The following is a 17,520-nucleotide window of genomic DNA, read 5'->3' as shown; positions in this document are numbered from 1 at the left end:
ACTCTCCTTTCTGTAAAAATTTCTAAATCCATAACTAAACCTTTTAAATCTTACCCTTTAAGTGGTAAACATAAGCAAGTACTTCGGCAACCGCCTTATAAAGCTCCGGCGGAACAAGCTCGCCTACTTCAACATTCGCATATAGCATACGCGCAAGCGGCTTGTTTTCTACAATCTCGACGTCATTTTCCTTAGCAAGCTCTTTTATCCTCTGTGCCATGAAATCCGCACCTTTCGCAACAACAATGGGAGCTTCCGCTTCTTCCGCGTCGTACTTTACGGCAACAGCGTAATGCGTCGGGTTCGTGATAACAACGTCCGCCTGTGGAACAGCCTGCATCATTCTTCGTCTTGACGCTTCCATCATCTTTCTCTTCTGCGCAGACTTAACCTCCGGGCTTCCCTCGGAATTCTTGAACTCATCCTTTACTTCCTGTTTGGTCATCATCATATCTTTGGTAAACTTGCGCTTCTGATAGATGAAATCCGCGATTGCTATGATCATATACGCGATCGCAACCCTGAATCCAAGGTCAATTATGAGATTTCCCATAAGCCCGATTGCCTGACCAAGCGGCATATCATACAGAAGGAACAGATAATCATTTCTTTTTGAAAAAAATGAAAATATCACAATTCCCATAACTATGAGCTTTAGGATTGATTTTGCAAGTTCAAAAAGCTTTCTCGTAGAAAAAATCTTCTTAAGTCCGGAAACGGGATTAAGCTTTGAAAGCTTCGGTTGCAGCGGCTTTGAGGTCGGCTTATACCCAACCTGAACATAGTCGCAGATAAAAGCCACGGCAAATCCGACTATAAAAAACGGTGCACACAATAAAAGAAGTGTCAGCATCGCCTTATTTATAATGCTTGTGATATACGCAACAGGGAGCTGCCCGTCATAAGTCCTCGCAACATTGGGAATGTCATTGTACACTCTCGGGAAAATATTGGTAAAAGTGCTTCCCATAAGCGCGTAAACCAATCGCAAGATCACGAAAAGCGCAAGCAGGCTAAACGCCGTCGCAACTTCCTGGCTCTTTGCAACCTGTCCTTCTTTTCTGGCATCTTCAAGCTTTTTAGCCGTAGGCTGCTCAGACTTTTCGGCGCCGTTCGCATCCTCGGCAAAGAACTGCAGATTGTATTTAATTAACAACGGCCTGTATTCAAACTCAGCCTCTCTGCATGCTGTATACAAATTCCTGCATAAGCTCCTTCATATTATTAAAAATAAAGTTTGACGCATCTCCCAGCATCGATACCGTGATCAGCATTACCATAAGCCCTACGATAATCTTTATCTGAATACCTACAGAGAACATGTTCATCTGAGGCGACACCTTGGCAAGAACGCCGAGGATAACGTTTGTGATAAACGTAATGATAAATATCGGCAGGCTTATTCTAAAGCCGATAACAATGTAATCTCTCAAAAAGGCGACCACAGCGTTTAGCATCCTGTCACTGTGAATGACCGCGCCGTTAATCGGTATCAGAGAAAATGTATCAATAAGCGAATCCAGAATATATCTGTACATTCCCGTAATGATAAGCGAAACAATAAGTACCTGCGAATAGAGCTGACCTGTAATAGTAACCTGCTCGTTCGTATTCGGGTCAAAAAGGTTTACCATCGACAAGCCTATCTGCATATCAACAATCTGGCCTGCAAAGTTAATTACAAGCTGGCACAACTGCACCGCATAACCCACAAGAAATCCAACCGTAACCTCCTTCATCACGATCACCGTGTAACCGATAAGCGTATTATATGAAGGCGCCGTATACGGAACAGCTCCGTACACAAGAGTTGACAAAAGCAGGCCAAATCCCACTTTTACAAGGTTAGGCGTCTGCCTTCCACCAAAGAAAGGGCAAACAAAGATAAAACTTGTGACTCTTACAACTATTAGCAAAAAAACTTCCAGATCGCCGTATCTGAAGTTGTAATCGATCATACTTCACCTCTAGCGCACATACTTCGAAAAATCAGACCAAATAAGTGTAATAAAGCCCGAAAGCTCAGTCATCATCCAGTTTCCCGTGAGCATAATCATAAGAAATACGCATATTACCTTAGGAACAAAGGTAAGCGTCTGCTCCTGAATCGAAGTAACCGTCTGAAATATTGAAATAATAAGTCCGACGATCATCGAAGTTAAAAGAACCGGAAGCGACATCTTAATAACGAGCATAAGTCCCTGATTTACGATCGTATTGATATCCGCCATTGTTATCATAAAAACATTCCTCCCCTATCTCATAACCAAAAACTAATAGAACGACTTGACCAGATTACCGATGATAAGGCTCCATCCGTCAGCAAGGACAAAAAGAAGTATCTTAAACGGCATCGAGATCGTAGTCGGCGGAAGCATCATCATACCCATACTCATAAGTACAGATGCCACAACCATATCAATAACAATAAATGGAATATATATCAAAAATCCAATTATGAACGCTGTTCTAAGTTCGCTTACAATAAAGCTCGGAATAAGGACAACATTGGGAATACTCTCAAGTTCTCCATCCCACTCGGTCTTGTTTATCTCCATAAAGAGCTTAACGTCCTTGGTCTGGGTCTGGCCGTACATAAACTGCCTAAACGGCGCCATTGCGACCTTTCCGAACTCTTTCTGGTCCATCTCTCCTTTTTCAAAAGGAATGACCGCATCATTATAAACAGTCGTAAGCGTCGGCTGCATGATGAAAAGTGTCATAAACAAAGCAATCCCAATCATCACCAGGTTGGGCGGAGATGTTTGGGTTCCTATCGCGGTTCTGGTGAAATGAAGCGCCACGATGATTCTCGTAAAAGAAGTCATCATCACAATAAGTGTCGGCGCAAGGGATATGAGCGTCAAAGTAATAAGTATTCTAAGAGATCCGCTCAGTGATCCGTTTCCGTTGTCATATGTGACCGTAACCGTATTGGCTATATTAAGTTTTTTCAGATCGTCAGGGGACTCTGCTGAACCGGGATCCGTGATGTTTGTTCGTTCAGCTTCAGAACCTGTAAGATTAGATTTTCTTGAATTCGTAGGATCGGTAGGTTTGGTATCTTCAACCACATTTTCGGTAGCCACTACTTTAACGGGCACTGCAAATGACAAAAAGAGTATCAGAAAAACAGACAAAAAGGCGATAAACGCCCCTTTTTTCAAACGACGTTTTTTAAAGATATTCTTTTTATTCTCTCCCCACTGTATACTCATAATTTATTTCTTAAACTCGCTTTTTATTTTTTCAAGAATTTCATTAAAGCTTAACGTGCTCGCATTTTCAGGATTGTCAAAAACAAGTGACTCCTTGTCAAGTTCGCATAATGCAGTAACTTCATCCTTCCCCACTGCGATAGCCATATATTTGTTACCAAGACGCACTATCTGGATGTACTTGGTAGTTGAGATCCTTCCGGTCTCCAAAACCTCAATGTTCTTTCCGCTGCCCTTCTCCTTCTGATAACCGGCAAGCCACTTGGTCACGTAATAAGTAAGCCCAAGTACAAGAACAAAGATTATTAAGATGGCAACAAACTGTAAGTAAGATTCGGCTGACATTATGCAAACACTCCATCTGTTTCTTTTTATATAAGTTAAATCTTGTAAAAAGAAATCGTCACTGAACAATCTCGGTCACACGTACACCGAAACTTTCTTCAATTACAACAACTTCGCCTTTTGCAACGAACTTACCGTTTACAAGCACGTCGACAGGCTCACCCGCAACCTTATCAAGCTCGATAATGGTACCGGGCGCAAACTCCAGAATATCCGAGATCGGTTTAGCCGTTCTTCCAAGCTCAACCGTAACTTCCAAAGGAACATCCTTGATGATGCCGATATTTTCCCCACCGGCCATCATTCCGGGACCACCCGCAAATGTCTGGAACTGTGCGGGCTGAATGTTCATATTCATCATCTGAGGCATTTGCATCTGCGGCATACCCATCGGAGGGGTCTGCATCTGTGGCATTCCCATCTGAGGCATCTGCATTTGCGGCATACCCATCTGTGGCATTCCCATTTGAGGCTGCGCCATCATATTCGGATCGGGCGCTGCGGGTGCCGGTGCTTCTGCAGGCGCCGGTGCCGGTTCGGGAGCGGGCGCAGGTGCTGCTCCTTCTTTTGCTCCTGCATCTGTAAGAACAAGGTCTTTTAACGCCTTGGCAAAATCAATGGGATACAACTGCATAAGTGTTGAATCCACAAGATCTCCGACCTGCATCTTGAAAGATATCTTTACAAATGTTCCCATAAGGAACTCTGCGATATCCGAAGGATCGTCGTTGATCATATCAAGAAGTGTAGCCTGCGGTGGGCTGATATCGACCTTCTGATTGATCATTGTAGAAAGAGATGTCGCAGCCGCGCCCATCATCTGATTCATTGCTTCAGAGATAGCCGAAAGCTGAAGTTCTCCTATTTCTCCGGAAATATTTGTTCCGTCGCCACCCATCATAAGATCGGTGATGACCATAACATCGCGTTCTTTCAGGATAAGGATATTTGTTCCGTCAAGACCTTCCGTATACTGAATCTGAATAAAGACACAAGGTCTCTCATAGTTATTAATTACATTTTCCCAGTTGGCAAGTTCAACCTGAGGTGTTGTAATATTAACCTTCTGATTTACTAGGGAATACAGCGTAGTAGCTGAAGATCCCATACTTATATTAGCCACCTCACCGATGGCATCTTTTTCCGCGTCATTAAGAAGCGATTCGTCTATCTCGCTTCCTCCTGAAACCGGTGCGCCGGAAGTTACCGGTATATCCGAATTATCGGAAGGTGCTTCTGCAGCCGGAGCATCACCTTCTCCACCGGCTGTTGAATCCATGCCGGATAGCAAAGCATTAATTTCATCTTGAGATAACATTCCATCCATGCTCCTACTCTTCCTCCTCTCTTACTACCGACGTAATCCTGACGGCGTATTTATCTTTCGTAGTACCGGGCAAACCGGTGAATTTGTAGATATTTCCAACGTAAACCTGCATATCCGTGTTTACTCTGTTATCAAGTCTGATAATGTCGCCGGGTTGCAAATGAACAAAGTCATTAACGGAAACATTACACTTACCAAGAACCGCTCTTACGGGAACATCAACATGTTTAACCATGGTCTCAAGATATTCTCCGAAGTCTTCATCCACGTTCTTCTGCATCGTGGAGAACCAGAACTTGGTATTAAGTTTATCCATAACACTCTCAAGTGTGAAATAAGGAAGGCATACATTCATAAGTCCTTCCGTTTCACCGATCTTAATATTAAGAGTGACAATGGCGATCATGTCTGTAGGTGAAATAACCTGTGCAAACTGCGGGTTTGTCTCTATCTTTTCCATGACCGGATTGATAGAAACAACATTCTGCCACGGTTCTACCATAAGCTGCATGCAAATAGTCACAAGCTTCTCTATAAGTGGCATCTCAATATCGGTGAATGGTCTCGGTTTATCAAGTCCGATGCCGGTACCACCAAGCATCCTGTCGATAAAAGAGAATCCGATGTTGGCCTGCAGTTCCAAAATAATCGTTCCCTGTAAGGGAAGGAAGCTTATAACCCCCAAAATAACCGGGTTTGAAAGGGCATTGCTAAACTCCGAATATGTAACCGTCTCTGAGTTAGCAACCGACACCGTAACATTCTTTCTAAGATATAAAGGTAATGTAGTAGACAAAAGTCTTCCGTAATGCTCGTATATCATCTCCAAAGTTCTGAGATGTTCCTTGGAAAACTTCGCCGGACGCTTAAAGTCATAATCTTTGACTTTTTTCTCGTCTGCGGCTTGCATCTGATCTACATCTAGTTCACCGCTATTAAGTGCTGCCAACAGACCATCTATTTCATTTTGTGACAGTACTTCGCTCAAGTTGGATCTCCTTCCTCCGATAAGTAGCTATCGGCGTATCCTTTTTAATAAAATGCAGCATTACTGATAAAGCACACTGCTGAAATCAACTCTGTAAATAAAGTTGGAATTGTAGAGTTCTCTTACCTTATCTACAATTGCGTCTTTTGCCGGCTGACTGTTTTCCTGAAGCTCTTCCATTGAATAACTTGAAAGTGTATCGGTAACAATTGACTTCACACGGTCTCTCATTCCTGAAAGCTGCTCGGATGAGCCATATGATGCATAATCAGGATTGGCTGTATTCATGGAAAAAACAACTTCAACAACCATCATATGTGATTTGCCGTCATTACCGGGCTTAAGATTGATGGTAAGTCTGTCCTGATTTCCTACAAATCCGAATGTAGCTATTTCATTAACTCCCGAAGGCTCTGAAGGCTCAGTGTTAAGACCTCCGCCGACACCGCCGCTTGTCTCAAGTTCAAGCGCAGCCGCTATGTCGGAAACAAGTTTGGCCGTCTGGGAATTTGTTGTCATAACACTCAAGAGCATAAAGCCCGTCATGGCGATATTTACAACAAGTAAAGCCAGAATGATGATTGATAGTAAATTCTTTTTCATTTGAAAAATCCCCCTCTTTTAGTATGAAGAACTAAGTGGATTATATATTTTAATCTCAACTCGTCTGTTACGGGCTCTTCCCTCATCGGTTGAATTATCAGCGATCGGGTTATATTCCCCTCTGCCCGTATGAACTATGTTCGCAGGATCAAGATTAGTGTTCTCACAAAGATAATAGAAAACCGAAAGAGCTCTTCCGGAACTGAGTTCATCGTTGTTCGCATACTTTCCGCCAGAAGTCATTGGAACGTTATCAGTATGACCTTCAACCGCAACGGTTCCTCCGGCATAAGTCTCAAGTATCTGTCCAACCTTATCTATTACAGGTTTTGCATCTTCCTTGATATCAGTCTTGGCAGAATCAAAAAGGATCGAACCCTGTATGGTAAGCTGAACAAACTGACTCGTATAATTAAGAGCAACAACATCCTCTATCTCTTCTTCATTGAGAGCTTCCTCAATCTTCTCAGCAAGCTCCGCCGAAGCTTCGAGCTGTTCTTCCTCAGCCGCTTCCATAAGTTCCTTCTGATTCATATCACCGACTTCCACATCCTCGGTGTCGGAATCTTCACCAGTCTGCGCAAGACCCATGGACGTTACATAACTTGAAAGCTCGGTAAGCTGTGACACACCGTCTCCGATAAGTGCACCCTGGCCGATAGCCATCTCACCGCCCGAGAAAAAGCCAAACGCCGAACTAAACGACGCAGCAACCTCTTCAAACTTAGCGGCATCCATAGTTGACATGGAGAAAAGAAGTACGAAGAAACAAAGGAGCAGATTCATCAGATCTCCAAATGTCGCGGTCCACGCGGGCGCGCCCGGTTTTACTTCTTCTGCTTTTTTTGCCATTATTCTTCGCCTCCACCTGCTGAACCTGTTCCGGTCTCAGCTTCGTAAGCCGTTCTGTCAACGGGTGACAGGAATGACTTAAGCTTCTCTTCTGTTACACGGGGATTTTCACCCGCCTGTATAGACAAAAGTCCTTCAATGACAATACTCTTTGACATGTACTCCGCATTACTTCTTGCCTTTAACTTAGCTGAAGCAGGGAAACAGAACCAGTTCGCCATAACTGAACCGTACAATGTCGTGATAAGAGCAGTCGCCATGGAAGGTCCGATCTTCGATGCATCACTCATATCATTAAGCATGTTAACAAGTCCCAAAAGTGTACCGATCATACCCCAGGCAGGACCCTGTGACGCAATGTCTTCAAATAAAGAATAGTTAGTCTTATGTCTCTCAGCCATAGCATCTATCTCGGCCTCAAGAATGCTCTTTACAAGTTCAGGCTCGGTACCGTCAACAATAAGCATGACGCCTTTTTTCATAAAAGCATCGTCAAGATTGCCGGCAGCTTCTTCCAGAGCAAGAAGACCTTCTTTTCTGGCTGTATTGGACAGATCGATGATCTGCTTGATTACGGCCTTGGTATCATCGGTAGTAAGTTTAAATATTTTCGTATAACACTTAAGTCCGCCTGTAAATTCCGCAAGCGGTCTGGATGCCAAAACGGCCATCAAAGCTCCACCGAATGTAACAAGAGCCGACGGCGCATCCAAGAAATTTCCAACAGAACCGATGCCTCCGGACGTGATGATTCCAAGAAGCATAAATACAATTCCCATTACTACACCGATAATCGACGCAATATCCACAGCATTTACCTCTCACATTAAAAATTAGTCAACATCTTATTCCGCACGTTTCAGGAATTGATAAGACTGCAAATATCTTCCATGCTCTCTTTCACAATAAGCTTTCTTCCGGTAGATAAGACCACGACAGTATCCGGATTGCTCTCAACTGTCTCGATCAAGCTCGGATTAATGAGTATCTTACGCGTATCCATTTTGGTAAGCTCAATTACTCCCTTGTTCATAAACACCTTCTGATATAAAATTACATTTTTTAGTGAAAAAACAGACTAGAAACGAAACTTAATTTCTTAGCATATTAATTTTACCATACTAAAATGCTTAATTCTTGCTTAAATGCAACTTTTTTAGTCCAATTTGAATCGTAATTTCATTTTAGAGCAAAATGAATGAAATAAAGTTAGTAATTATGTTTCATAGTGCATGCAATATACTACATATAGTGGTATTCAATTTATTTTAACACATTTTCATTTACTGTACAGTACTAAATATCAAAAACAAATGGAAGTTTCCGCGATTTTTCTTGACAAAAATAAAACCTGCCGCATGTAAGAAAAATATTGCGTTCCAAACGTGTGATTAATTTTAACGCTTCAGTGCTAATTTTTCATTTTACAAGCCCATTCAAACATAATTATTTGTTTTATATTTACATCTGCATTTTTAATGGATTATTATATTTCCACGAGGAACGGAATTTGAAACAATATAGCCCTACACGAAAACTGATATTGTTGTTATTTATACTGGCCATCGCTATTGACGGTCTTCTTTTTGGTATAGATAATTCCGAAAAACTTTTAAACGCACAAAATACATCAGTTATAACATTTTCGTCCGACAGTCATTCTTCTTCCTCAGGAACCATATCGATTCGGAAAAACATTTCAATTTTTTCTTTCGATACAGAAATCAAAAATGCGCAGACCGTAACCGATTTAATCAAAAAGCTCGAAAAGAACTCAATTACAAAACGTATCATCATTCTGACGCTTATAGTTTCTGTCATTATATCCAGGGGTTCTCTAATCTTTTCAACAATCCCCTCTATATTCCCATTTTCAGATATCATCCTTTCAAGACGCAGAATGCTCCGTTACATCCAGAGAAAGGATGGCAAAAAATAATCATTTTATCCTCGCATAAATACCAAAGAAACAATATATGCTGAAAACCAGCAAGAAACGGAGATAAAAATGATTCCTAATATTATAGCTATACTATGCACAGTTCTTATGATCGGTGCTGTTATTTGGATTACGCTTTTTGACCATAAAAATTCAAGCGACAGCGAAAAGACAGACGAAGGAAACAAATAATTTTATAATTTTCAAATAAAGAAAGTGCCACTCGATTAATTACATCACGCGAGTGGCATCTTCTTATTTATCCGATTTAAGATTATCAAGGATTTTTTCCGTTCTATCATATTTTATTTTTTCAATAAGCTGAGAATACCTGTCTTTTTCAGCAAGCAATTCTTTATAAGCGTCATTCTTAGCCTTAAGTTCCGTATTGGCAGTAATAAGCTTAATTTCAGCTGTGTGTGTTGTTTTTAAAGATTCGATATCATCACGCAAAGATTTATTCTCCTGCGTAAGTCTTGCGTTTTCCGCAAGTAAAACTCTGTTTTCCGAAGCAACTTTTGATATATTCTCTCTGAGAGGATTTTCTTTATTCTTAAGTTCTTCCACTTCATCCATGAGCTTCACGGAAGAAGCAACTCTTTCGTCATAAAGCTTCCTTATATCGGATTCATTCTTCTTTGCTTCAGCAAGCTCTTCTTTTATAGAAGAAACTTGTTCTTTTAATTCGCCGCACTCTTCTTTACTTTTCTTAAGCTCTCCTTTCAGATGTTCAATCTCATCCTGCATCTTTTGCTTTAATTCATCATTTTCTTTGCGAAGCGACTCCGCTTTTTCCGTGGCGCCATCTTCTCCGGCTTTTATATCCTTAAGATTTTTCTGAAGTTCGCAAATTATCTCATCTTTAGTATCAAGTTGTTTCGCATAATCTACGCGTGCAAGATCTGCAGCATCATTTCTGGATCTTATAAGATCCATGAAAATATCATGCATCCTAGCCTGGTACTTCTCGAATTCTTCGAGCTGTTCCGCACCTGCAGGTAAAGCATCTTTCTCTATCTGTCCTTCATACACTCTAAGAAGCTCTGATACGGCATGTTGCTGATTCCCGCCGAGTTGTGCCGCCAGTTTCTTTATATATTCAAACGTTTCATCCGTAAGTCTCATTGTACGAGGCTTTGTTGTATCATCTACTGTTCTTTCTTCCTTAGTTACTTCCTTGTTGCTCATTATGCCTCCTTAATAATAGTAATCTTAATGAAATATGCATTTTTACTGACTTTATTGTATCATCTCAGTCTCTTAATCTCAATACAAAATGTACACATTACAATGTATACATTGTACACGTATATAAAGTTCGCAAAATGCATATTATGTGAACCTAAAATCATTGAAAAACGCGATAAATACGTATATACTATCGTTATGCCCAATTTTAACGCCAAAATTCAATTCATGAATTTCGCAAAAAAATCGGCTCAAAATTACATGGAGAGACATCAGATTTAGATCAGATTTGATCAAGGACTAAAATAATGGGACAATACGCTACCGTACCGATTACGAGAGAACAATACACTGAAATAATTGAAACAATGAGAACCGGAGCTTCCAAGCAATTCAGGGCCAATCCCAGAATCGCCGAGATTCTTATAGCGGAGGCCAATCTCGGAATCCGTATCGAAGACATTCTAGCTCTGAAGCCTTCAAGCTTTATTGCTGCAGGAAATGTCCACAAGATAAATATTGTTGAAATGAAAACTAAGAAAAAGCGGTATAAGACCGTTTCTGAAGAATATTATATACATCTGAAAAAATATATTACCGAAAATAACATTAAAAACGAAGATCTAATATTTAATATTAGCGAAAGAGCCGTCCAGAAATATCTACGCAAAGTCTGCGAATACCTTGGCTACGAAAATGTATCCACCCACAGTTTCAGGAAATACTGTGGAATGTGTTTATATGAATCCAACGGCTATAACATCGTTCTCGTTATGGAATTTTTCCAGCACTCTTCTCCTGACATTACAAAGAGATATCTCGGTGTAGACGCCCGTGAAATGGAAGAAGCACTCCAGAACCATGTTGAACTAGTATAATGAATAAATCGCCCACAACATTGCATAGTTGTGGGCGATTCCTTTATTTCCATTTAATCTCAAGCTTTTTATTATGATCTGTACAATCAATATCTTTTTCTAGTGCATTTATGGTTGACTTTTCAGCATAAGGATTCTTTACAGTTTTGCTAAAATCAAATTCTTTTTTTAAAATTTCTTCTTCATTTCTATTTTTCATGCCCCCCTTACTCCTTTTATATTATAAACGGTAAAATATTTCTATATTCAGAAAAAGCACGCGCCAGATAAATATATCTGCTTCACACCCTCCATTACCTTACAGATATTATCTTACCATTTACACGAAAGAGAAAAAATCATTTTATCAATTTCCAATGCTTGATGATATGTTTCTGAATTTCCCAAAAACGTTTCTTTAGCATTATTAAGAATAGAAATCCAATCTCGTTTTTGTGAAAAAATCTTTTCTATATCATCCAAACCTGAACAATAACCATTCGCCTCTGCTTGATAAGAAAAAGCTTTTATCTTACTATAAGAACTAATACCTCTATTATTCAATGCACCATTTTTATCAAGATAAGACATCAATGCAAATAATTCAAGTTTAGTAGCATTATTAGGATTTACATCATTTATTCTCACTTCATACTGACCAACTTTTACAACTGGTTCTTCTTCAGTAGAACAATCAGCATACGTCGCAACATACATCTTATCCCCAAACGATGTTACCCCAAGCTTTTCTCCAGTATTCAAAGAAGATTGAGAATGCTCATCAACATCCCCTATGGACGTAGCTCTATTACAGCATTTTACCGTCTCTTTTTTTAAAGCACCATCATTATTATTTTGAATATACGGATCATAAAGACTAGAACTAATTAATAGTGACATGTAATATCCTCCATAATTCTTGAGCTCCATCTCTTTTTATAATCCCTTTATAATATTATCGGCCAACATATATTTTTTCTTAAGTCACAAAAAACATTTTTTAAATCTTTTAAATCTGTCTCTCGCCCTTTCAAAGCGCCTATTAAAATAGGGTCCGCCTATGGCAGACCCTAAAACACTGGTAAATCCTCAAAAATAATTATTAAAACTCATTTAAAAATCAAACACAAATCTTCTAGATGTACTAATCACATTCCAAGGGCGCGACTCATTAGTAAATTCCGCCCTAACATTAAGATTAAATCCTGGAACAATATCATCAACCCTATATCTAGTTGTAAAATATCTCACGTATCCATCAATTAATCCATCCCCATTTAAATCAAGCATCTGCATTTCTCTTATATTCTCTTTAAGCAAGGTATTATCGCAATATACATACCTAGTTTTGCTTGTTCCAATTTCTACCACCTCAATATGTACAACATCATTATCATCCGCTGTAACATCAGTAATAGTAACCGACCTCAAAGGTGGCGCTGGAGCAGCATGTGCATCAACAGGAACCGCAACAAAAAACATTAAACAAACAAAAGATAACAAAAACAGCATTTTTACTTTCTTCATTTCTTTTCCTCCAAGTTTAATTTATTTAGTTACAGTGCATAATTATACAGTATATTGTTGTGCAATTCAATAAAAAAACAGATATTTTTATTCTTTTTTTGATATTTTCACGATAATTAAACTATTAGATTCATTTTAAATGCAATCAATAATATAGCGCTCACATCTCCGACAAGATGTGAGCGCTCACCTTATGACTATATACTCTTATTACAAATAATTATCTCTTAAGGTTTGTAAGTTCCTCGAGAAGTGTATCAGAAACTGTTATGATACGGCTGTTAGCCTGGAATCCACGCTGTGTTGTGATCATCTCAGTAAACTGTGACGAGAGATCAACATTAGACATTTCCAATACGCCAGTTCGCATATAACCACCGTCAGTTGTGATGTCCTGAATAGTAGCATCACCTGAGTTAAGTGTTGATGCATAAAGGTTATCACCCTGTTTTGAAAGACCTGAAGCATTAGCAAACTCTGCAGATGCAATCTGTCCCAAAAGTTTTGTCTGCCCGTTTGAATAGTTTGCATAAATCATGCCGTTGTCACTTACATTTACACCGTTCATTTCACCAACCGCACGCCCTGTATTAAGCGATTTCATATCACCTTTAGAAGCTGTGATTGTTGAAGCATTATTCGAGCGATAGTTTGAAAGAGTCGAAAAATCAACAGAAATTGTATGATTTCTCTCAAGTTCAGCTGCATTTGTAGGAGAAGCCTGGAATCCAAAAGCTTCCAATCCTGCTGTAGCCTGTCCGTTAAGTCCAAATGTAATATTAGCTTTCTTGTCCAATGAATTTCCATCTGCCGAAACAATTGCTCCGGTCGCAGGATCAAATGCAATCTGGATTGTACGGTTACCTATTGTAAGGTTAATCTTACCTTTGTCAGTACCCTCTGCTGTGATAATCTCATATGTACCGTCAAGTCCGTATGCATCTGCGGCTTCATCACTGATTCCGTATACTTTAGAAAGAAGCTCTTTCTGAGGGCTATCCTCCGATACAGAAAGAAGATCTGAAATTTTCCCCTTTACAGGTACGTTCTTATATGCTGATGTTGATGTATACTTATATGTTCCATCATCATTTCTCTCTGCCTTAAATCCTGTCGCAGCTGTCTGAACCGGGAAATTTGTTGAATCTTTCACATCATGACTGAGCGTAAGCTCACCTTTTTGTGAAATACTCATTTTATATTCTGCATTAGAATCAAATGTCATATTCTGTGTATCATCAGGGAATACATTCTTTATAAAATCAATAACATCCTGATTGTTTCCTTTAAACGCTCTTGAAAGCAAATCATTGGCAACATAATATGACTTTCCGTAGTCATCTCTGTTCTTAAATACATATGCAGGTGCAGATCCGTTAATCGTATAGCCGTTTTTATAATCATTGGCAGAAAGAACTTCTTTTGCGCTGCGCTTATAATTAGTATTTCTGTTTGAATCGGCATTAGGGAAATTTCTGTCTACTGTTTCTGCTGAAGTATATTTTACGATAAGTCCGCCATCGCCACTTATATCAACCAATTTAAATGAGTCTGGTTTAGCTTTAGCTTTATCATTAGTATCAATTTCGCCATATTGAGTATCAATTACACTCTTAATTGCTTGCGCAGCTTTAATCTCATCATCAGTAAATGTTCTTCCTTTTTCGTTTGCTAAATCTGCAGTTGAACCTGCAATTTCTTCAATAACTTCATAACCAATCTCACTTGAATACTGGGAGCCAAAGCTATAATTTGCCCCATCAAACTTAGCAAGCATATTTTCAATTGCATTTTTAAATGCAGTTTTTTTGTCTTCATCAAGCTGGCCAAATTGTGTATTTCGAGTATCTATTTCTTTTTCTTTATCGACATTTACGCTCTGAGTAATTGTAAGTGTTCCGTCAGATTTATATGTATATTTAAGCTTATCGTAAGATCCGCCACCGTTAATATAGTCAGTTATTGCGTCAGTAAGTCCGGTGAACTGCCCGAAATCTCTTGAAACCAGGTTGGGTGAAACTTTTCCTTTATCTTCGAATGACTCTGTCAAAACAGTTTCATCCTTAAGATATGTGAACTTCTCATATAACGAAAGATTACCGCCTGCATATTTAAAGCCACTATAGCTACTCAAATCAGTCTTTCCGAATACATCTTTGAGCAATCCTGAAATTCTCTGAACATTATCCTTCAAATTCTCATCAGGAACTTTGTAAGCTTCCTGTGTTTGTTCATTTATAAAATAATTATCACTGTTCGGTGTTGTAAAATCTATCTTATTATTATCAAAATCACCTGAATATATACCTTCCGCAACATCTACTGTGGGATATGTTACTGAAAGAACACCATTTGCACCAATCTGATATGTTGCATTCGCAAAGCCCTCTTTGGTATATCTATTCTCAAGTGAAGTTCTGCTAAGTCCATATGCACTTTCAAGAAGCCCATTATTATAAAGATCAATAAGATTTCCTGTTGCGCTTACACTTGGATACTTGACGTCCCCATCACTTTTAATAATATTGATAAAGTTTGAATCTGTAGTTGCCTCGATAGAGAATCCGCGAAGAGCATCATTTTTTATAGTTCTGCTGTTACCGGAAACATTACCGAATGTAATCTGGCTCATAAGATCCACTTTATCTTTGTTATCATTTATTGTTTTTCCGTTGGAATCAATAATATCTGTAAGTGACAATGCAAAGAGATCCGGATCATCTGTATTCTTAAGTGTAAACTTTCCTGTATACAGATATCCCTTATTGTCATAGAACTCAAGTGTAATTGTCTTTCCGTCTGCTGAATTTACATTTGAATCATTGTCATCAATATTTCCCTGGAAAACAGCAGCTGTAGTTGAAGCAGGTGCATATGTAAAGTTAGCGGGACTCATGATCTGAAGACTTGAAAGTCCGCCATTCCTATTTACTGTAATTTCACCGGTCTCTCTGTCTTCTTTTGCAGCCCATCCCTGAACGAGATATCCGTTTGACTGCATTGCAAGGTTACCTGCACCGTCAACATAGAAAGATCCATCTCTTGTATAGAGATTCTCAACTCCGTTATTAACAACGAAGAAAGCATCACCATTTATCATAATATCAAAAGGGTTGTTTGTTGTCTGTGTTGTTCCCTGAGATGTGATTGCTGTATTGATAGCCCCCGACTTAGCACCAAGACCGATCTGACGAGGGTTGATACCCCCCTTTGTCTCTGTTGCTCCTGAAGCTGTCTGTGTTGTCTGATACATAAGATCAGAGAATGTGATTGACTGAGATTTGTAAGAAGTTGTGTTAACGTTAGCGATGTTGTTACCGATAACGTCCATTTTGGTCTGGTGTGTCTTAAGTCCGGCAACACCGGAGTAAAGAGCTCTCATCATAAGGCAAAGTCCTCCATCATAAAAAAGAAATAAATTAAATAGATTGATTTTGGACGGATGCGTCGTGATTTTCGTCAAAGAACTTCCTTCTGTCGGTCGGGAAGTTAAGATTTCCTGACGGCAAGGCACTTCGGGCCTGTCTGCCGCTTCGGTCCAATCATACGATCACTGCACCGTCTATGTTTGTGAAAACATTGTTTTTGTTTTCTGTCTGATCCATGGCTGTAACGACCATGTTATTGGGAACGTTCACTATAAAAGCAAGCTGGTCAACCAGAATAAGTGACTCTTTGATTCCCTTTTCACCGGCCTCAGCTTTTCCACGGTTAAGTCTCTGCATCTGTTCCTCAGAAAGCTCAATGTTTCTGTCGCTGAGTCTGTTTACAGCATGCTTAGAAAATCTAAGATTCTCCGTGCTGATATTATTATCGGCAGACTCTTGGATTTTGTTTAGAACAGATGCAAAAGAATTTTCACCTGTTGGAATATTTTGTTTGTTCTTATCCGTTTTTGGTACAGTACCGTTTAAATATTGGTCCTGCACCTGCCCGATGGACATAAACTGACGACCATCCATTGTCATAGCTTATACCTCCTATGCATTTGTTTACTTATCTTTATTAAATGTTCGATGTTCACTATTATTAAGATCATCAATTCTATTTACATACTGAAGAAGCGAAGTTACATAGTCTTTATCCATAAGCCTTTTCGCTTTTTCATCCATGTTCATGTAATAGTCATACATAGAATCGATTGTCTTTTCGTGCTCCTCAAGAGTCACAAGCGAAATATTATCAGGAAGCTTATCAATATTCTCCTGGAAATCCTTCACTGTATTAAGTGCATTCTCATAGTCTTCACCAAGTATCTGAGTAACATCGTCAACATTATAGTTAGTTCCGTTAATGTTAAGAAATGCCTTATTTCCGCTGTAGGTAACAAAGTCTACAACACCCTGAACCTCGGATTTAGTTCCGGTTTCAGGATTGGTCTGAGTTATTGTAACAGTCTTTCCAACCATCTCAGATGCTCTTGAAAGGCTCATGGCGTTAGCCATGTTATTCATCTGCTCAACCTGAGTGAATGTAGCGTACTGTGAAATGTACTCGGTATTTGAAGTAGGCTCCATGGGATCCTGATATTTCATCTGTGCGACAAGGATCTTAAGAAAAGAATCCTTGTCGTAGCCCTTAGCCTGTGTATTTTTTTCTTTCGACTCGGTTTTGTTTGAAGCGTTCTCAATCTTGCCGTCTTTAACTATTGCAGTAACAGAACTTACATCTGCCAT

21 protein-coding genes are annotated in these 17,520 nt (G+C 39.4%); 2 read left to right on the top strand and 19 right to left on the bottom strand.

All coding sequences use genetic code 11. From position 1 onward, the window contains the following. Positions 1 to 43 precede the first annotated feature (43 nt). The 12 genes from flhB to BM398_RS17050 form a co-directional block, all read right to left on the bottom strand. Complete coding sequence (gene flhB / locus BM398_RS00790) at positions 44 to 1,198, bottom strand: flagellar biosynthesis protein FlhB (protein WP_242949727.1); 1,155 nt, start codon at positions 1,196 to 1,198, stop codon at positions 44 to 46. Then, positions 1,173 to 1,958, bottom strand: coding sequence for a flagellar biosynthetic protein FliR (fliR, locus tag BM398_RS00785; RefSeq protein WP_026654756.1), 786 nt, complete (start codon positions 1,956 to 1,958; stop codon positions 1,173 to 1,175). The genes flhB and fliR overlap by 26 nt, the downstream gene beginning before the upstream one ends. A gap of 9 nt (positions 1,959 to 1,967) precedes the next feature. Then, complete coding sequence (gene fliQ / locus BM398_RS00780; RefSeq protein WP_026654755.1) at positions 1,968 to 2,240, bottom strand: flagellar biosynthesis protein FliQ; 273 nt, start codon at positions 2,238 to 2,240, stop codon at positions 1,968 to 1,970. 33 nt (positions 2,241 to 2,273) lie between these two features. Continuing rightward, positions 2,274 to 3,218 carry a flagellar type III secretion system pore protein FliP gene (gene fliP / locus BM398_RS00775; RefSeq protein WP_081670602.1) on the bottom strand — a complete coding sequence of 315 codons (945 nt, stop codon included), beginning with the start codon at positions 3,216 to 3,218 and terminating at the stop codon, positions 2,274 to 2,276. A gap of 3 nt (positions 3,219 to 3,221) precedes the next feature. After that, positions 3,222 to 3,563 carry a flagellar biosynthetic protein FliO gene (locus BM398_RS00770; RefSeq protein ID WP_092336015.1) on the bottom strand — a complete coding sequence of 114 codons (342 nt, stop codon included), beginning with the start codon at positions 3,561 to 3,563 and terminating at the stop codon, positions 3,222 to 3,224. A 58-nt stretch (positions 3,564 to 3,621) separates the two neighbouring features. Next, on the bottom strand, positions 3,622 to 4,890 hold the full coding sequence (gene fliY, locus BM398_RS00765) for a flagellar motor switch phosphatase FliY (RefSeq protein WP_092336014.1): 1,269 nt from the start codon (positions 4,888 to 4,890) through the stop codon (positions 3,622 to 3,624). Positions 4,891 to 4,894: 4 nt separating this feature from the next. After that, positions 4,895 to 5,878, bottom strand: a complete 984-nt coding sequence (gene fliM / locus BM398_RS00760; RefSeq protein WP_026654751.1) for a flagellar motor switch protein FliM — start codon at positions 5,876 to 5,878, stop codon at positions 4,895 to 4,897. A 60-nt stretch (positions 5,879 to 5,938) separates the two neighbouring features. Next, positions 5,939 to 6,481 carry a flagellar basal body-associated FliL family protein gene (locus BM398_RS00755; RefSeq protein WP_026654749.1) on the bottom strand — a complete coding sequence of 181 codons (543 nt, stop codon included), beginning with the start codon at positions 6,479 to 6,481 and terminating at the stop codon, positions 5,939 to 5,941. Positions 6,482 to 6,499: 18 nt separating this feature from the next. Beyond that, complete coding sequence (locus BM398_RS00750; RefSeq protein WP_092336013.1) at positions 6,500 to 7,333, bottom strand: OmpA/MotB family protein; 834 nt, start codon at positions 7,331 to 7,333, stop codon at positions 6,500 to 6,502. After that, complete coding sequence (locus BM398_RS00745) at positions 7,333 to 8,142, bottom strand: motility protein A (RefSeq protein ID WP_092336012.1); 810 nt, start codon at positions 8,140 to 8,142, stop codon at positions 7,333 to 7,335. Before BM398_RS00745 ends, BM398_RS00750 begins: the two co-directional genes overlap by 1 nt. Positions 8,143 to 8,192: 50 nt before the next feature. Beyond that, positions 8,193 to 8,366, bottom strand: a complete 174-nt coding sequence (locus BM398_RS00740) for a flagellar FlbD family protein (protein WP_081670600.1) — start codon at positions 8,364 to 8,366, stop codon at positions 8,193 to 8,195. Between the two features lie 623 nt (positions 8,367 to 8,989). Further along, complete coding sequence (locus BM398_RS17050; RefSeq protein ID WP_175531786.1) at positions 8,990 to 9,154, bottom strand: hypothetical protein; 165 nt, start codon at positions 9,152 to 9,154, stop codon at positions 8,990 to 8,992. 187 nt (positions 9,155 to 9,341) lie between these two features. On the opposite strand from BM398_RS17050, the gene BM398_RS17485 reads away from it, so the two are divergent. Further along, positions 9,342 to 9,464, top strand: a complete 123-nt coding sequence (locus BM398_RS17485; protein WP_255367598.1) for a hypothetical protein — start codon at positions 9,342 to 9,344, stop codon at positions 9,462 to 9,464. A gap of 63 nt (positions 9,465 to 9,527) precedes the next feature. Here the strand turns inward: BM398_RS17485 and BM398_RS00730 are convergent, their stop codons facing one another. Then, on the bottom strand, positions 9,528 to 10,460 hold the full coding sequence (locus BM398_RS00730; RefSeq protein WP_092336010.1) for a hypothetical protein: 933 nt from the start codon (positions 10,458 to 10,460) through the stop codon (positions 9,528 to 9,530). Positions 10,461 to 10,768: 308 nt separating this feature from the next. Here BM398_RS00730 and BM398_RS00725 point away from each other — a divergent pair, with 308 nt between their 5' ends. Continuing rightward, positions 10,769 to 11,338 carry a tyrosine-type recombinase/integrase gene (locus tag BM398_RS00725; RefSeq protein WP_092336009.1) on the top strand — a complete coding sequence of 190 codons (570 nt, stop codon included), beginning with the start codon at positions 10,769 to 10,771 and terminating at the stop codon, positions 11,336 to 11,338. Positions 11,339 to 11,381: 43 nt separating this feature from the next. On the opposite strand, the gene BM398_RS17045 is transcribed toward BM398_RS00725, so the two are convergent. From BM398_RS17045 to BM398_RS00700, 6 genes are all read right to left on the bottom strand, one after another. Continuing rightward, positions 11,382 to 11,537: a hypothetical protein gene (locus tag BM398_RS17045; RefSeq protein WP_175531785.1), complete on the bottom strand. Its 156-nt coding sequence runs from the start codon at positions 11,535 to 11,537 to the stop codon at positions 11,382 to 11,384. A gap of 113 nt (positions 11,538 to 11,650) precedes the next feature. Then, on the bottom strand, positions 11,651 to 12,217 hold the full coding sequence (locus BM398_RS00720; protein WP_092336008.1) for a hypothetical protein: 567 nt from the start codon (positions 12,215 to 12,217) through the stop codon (positions 11,651 to 11,653). Positions 12,218 to 12,430: 213 nt separating this feature from the next. Continuing rightward, entirely contained in the window at positions 12,431 to 12,844 is a 414-nt protein-coding gene (locus BM398_RS00715; RefSeq protein ID WP_092336007.1) for a hypothetical protein, read from the bottom strand. Between the two features lie 220 nt (positions 12,845 to 13,064). After that, positions 13,065 to 16,229: a flagellar hook-basal body complex protein gene (locus tag BM398_RS00710; protein WP_092336006.1), complete on the bottom strand. Its 3,165-nt coding sequence runs from the start codon at positions 16,227 to 16,229 to the stop codon at positions 13,065 to 13,067. A gap of 157 nt (positions 16,230 to 16,386) precedes the next feature. After that, positions 16,387 to 16,812 (bottom strand): TIGR02530 family flagellar biosynthesis protein, encoded by a 426-nt coding sequence (locus BM398_RS00705; RefSeq protein ID WP_026654740.1) that lies wholly within the window; start codon positions 16,810 to 16,812, stop codon positions 16,387 to 16,389. 24 nt (positions 16,813 to 16,836) lie between these two features. Continuing rightward, positions 16,837 to 17,520 carry a flagellar hook capping FlgD N-terminal domain-containing protein gene (locus tag BM398_RS00700; protein ID WP_092336005.1) on the bottom strand — a complete coding sequence of 228 codons (684 nt, stop codon included), beginning with the start codon at positions 17,518 to 17,520 and terminating at the stop codon, positions 16,837 to 16,839.

The sequence above is a fragment of the Butyrivibrio sp. M55 genome (assembly GCF_900116865.1).
Taxonomy (GTDB): Bacteria; Bacillota; Clostridia; order Lachnospirales; family Lachnospiraceae; genus Butyrivibrio.
Note: the sequence above shows the minus strand (reverse complement) of the source record. Positions and strands in the feature narration are given on the sequence as shown.

Excerpts from the sequence above, each read along its gene's own strand:
- fliP (WP_081670602.1), bottom strand. The coding sequence starts at position 3,218 with ATGAGTATACAGTGGGGAGAGAATAAAAAGAATATCTTTAAAAAACGT.
- BM398_RS00740 (WP_081670600.1), bottom strand. The coding sequence starts at position 8,366 with ATGAACAAGGGAGTAATTGAGCTTACCAAAATGGATACGCGTAAGATA.
- BM398_RS00715 (WP_092336007.1), bottom strand. The coding sequence starts at position 12,844 with ATGAAGAAAGTAAAAATGCTGTTTTTGTTATCTTTTGTTTGTTTAATG.
- BM398_RS00750 (WP_092336013.1), bottom strand. The coding sequence starts at position 7,333 with ATGGCAAAAAAAGCAGAAGAAGTAAAACCGGGCGCGCCCGCGTGGACC.
- fliY (WP_092336014.1), bottom strand. The coding sequence starts at position 4,890 with ATGGATGGAATGTTATCTCAAGATGAAATTAATGCTTTGCTATCCGGC.
- BM398_RS17050 (WP_175531786.1), bottom strand. The coding sequence starts at position 9,154 with ATGACAGAAACTATAAGCGTCAGAATGATGATACGTTTTGTAATTGAG.
- BM398_RS00710 (WP_092336006.1), bottom strand. The coding sequence starts at position 16,229 with ATGATGAGAGCTCTTTACTCCGGTGTTGCCGGACTTAAGACACACCAG.
- BM398_RS00730 (WP_092336010.1), bottom strand. The coding sequence starts at position 10,460 with ATGAGCAACAAGGAAGTAACTAAGGAAGAAAGAACAGTAGATGATACA.
- BM398_RS17045 (WP_175531785.1), bottom strand. The coding sequence starts at position 11,537 with ATGAAAAATAGAAATGAAGAAGAAATTTTAAAAAAAGAATTTGATTTT.
- BM398_RS00720 (WP_092336008.1), bottom strand. The coding sequence starts at position 12,217 with ATGTCACTATTAATTAGTTCTAGTCTTTATGATCCGTATATTCAAAAT.
- BM398_RS00770 (WP_092336015.1), bottom strand. The coding sequence starts at position 3,563 with ATGTCAGCCGAATCTTACTTACAGTTTGTTGCCATCTTAATAATCTTT.
- BM398_RS00755 (WP_026654749.1), bottom strand. The coding sequence starts at position 6,481 with ATGAAAAAGAATTTACTATCAATCATCATTCTGGCTTTACTTGTTGTA.
- fliQ (WP_026654755.1), bottom strand. The coding sequence starts at position 2,240 with ATGATAACAATGGCGGATATCAATACGATCGTAAATCAGGGACTTATG.
- BM398_RS00700 (WP_092336005.1), bottom strand. The coding sequence starts at position 17,520 with ATGGCAGATGTAAGTTCTGTTACTGCAATAGTTAAAGACGGCAAGATT.
- BM398_RS17485 (WP_255367598.1), top strand. The coding sequence starts at position 9,342 with ATGATTCCTAATATTATAGCTATACTATGCACAGTTCTTATGATCGGT.
- BM398_RS00725 (WP_092336009.1), top strand. The coding sequence starts at position 10,769 with ATGGGACAATACGCTACCGTACCGATTACGAGAGAACAATACACTGAA.
- BM398_RS00705 (WP_026654740.1), bottom strand. The coding sequence starts at position 16,812 with ATGACAATGGATGGTCGTCAGTTTATGTCCATCGGGCAGGTGCAGGAC.
- fliR (WP_026654756.1), bottom strand. The coding sequence starts at position 1,958 with ATGATCGATTACAACTTCAGATACGGCGATCTGGAAGTTTTTTTGCTA.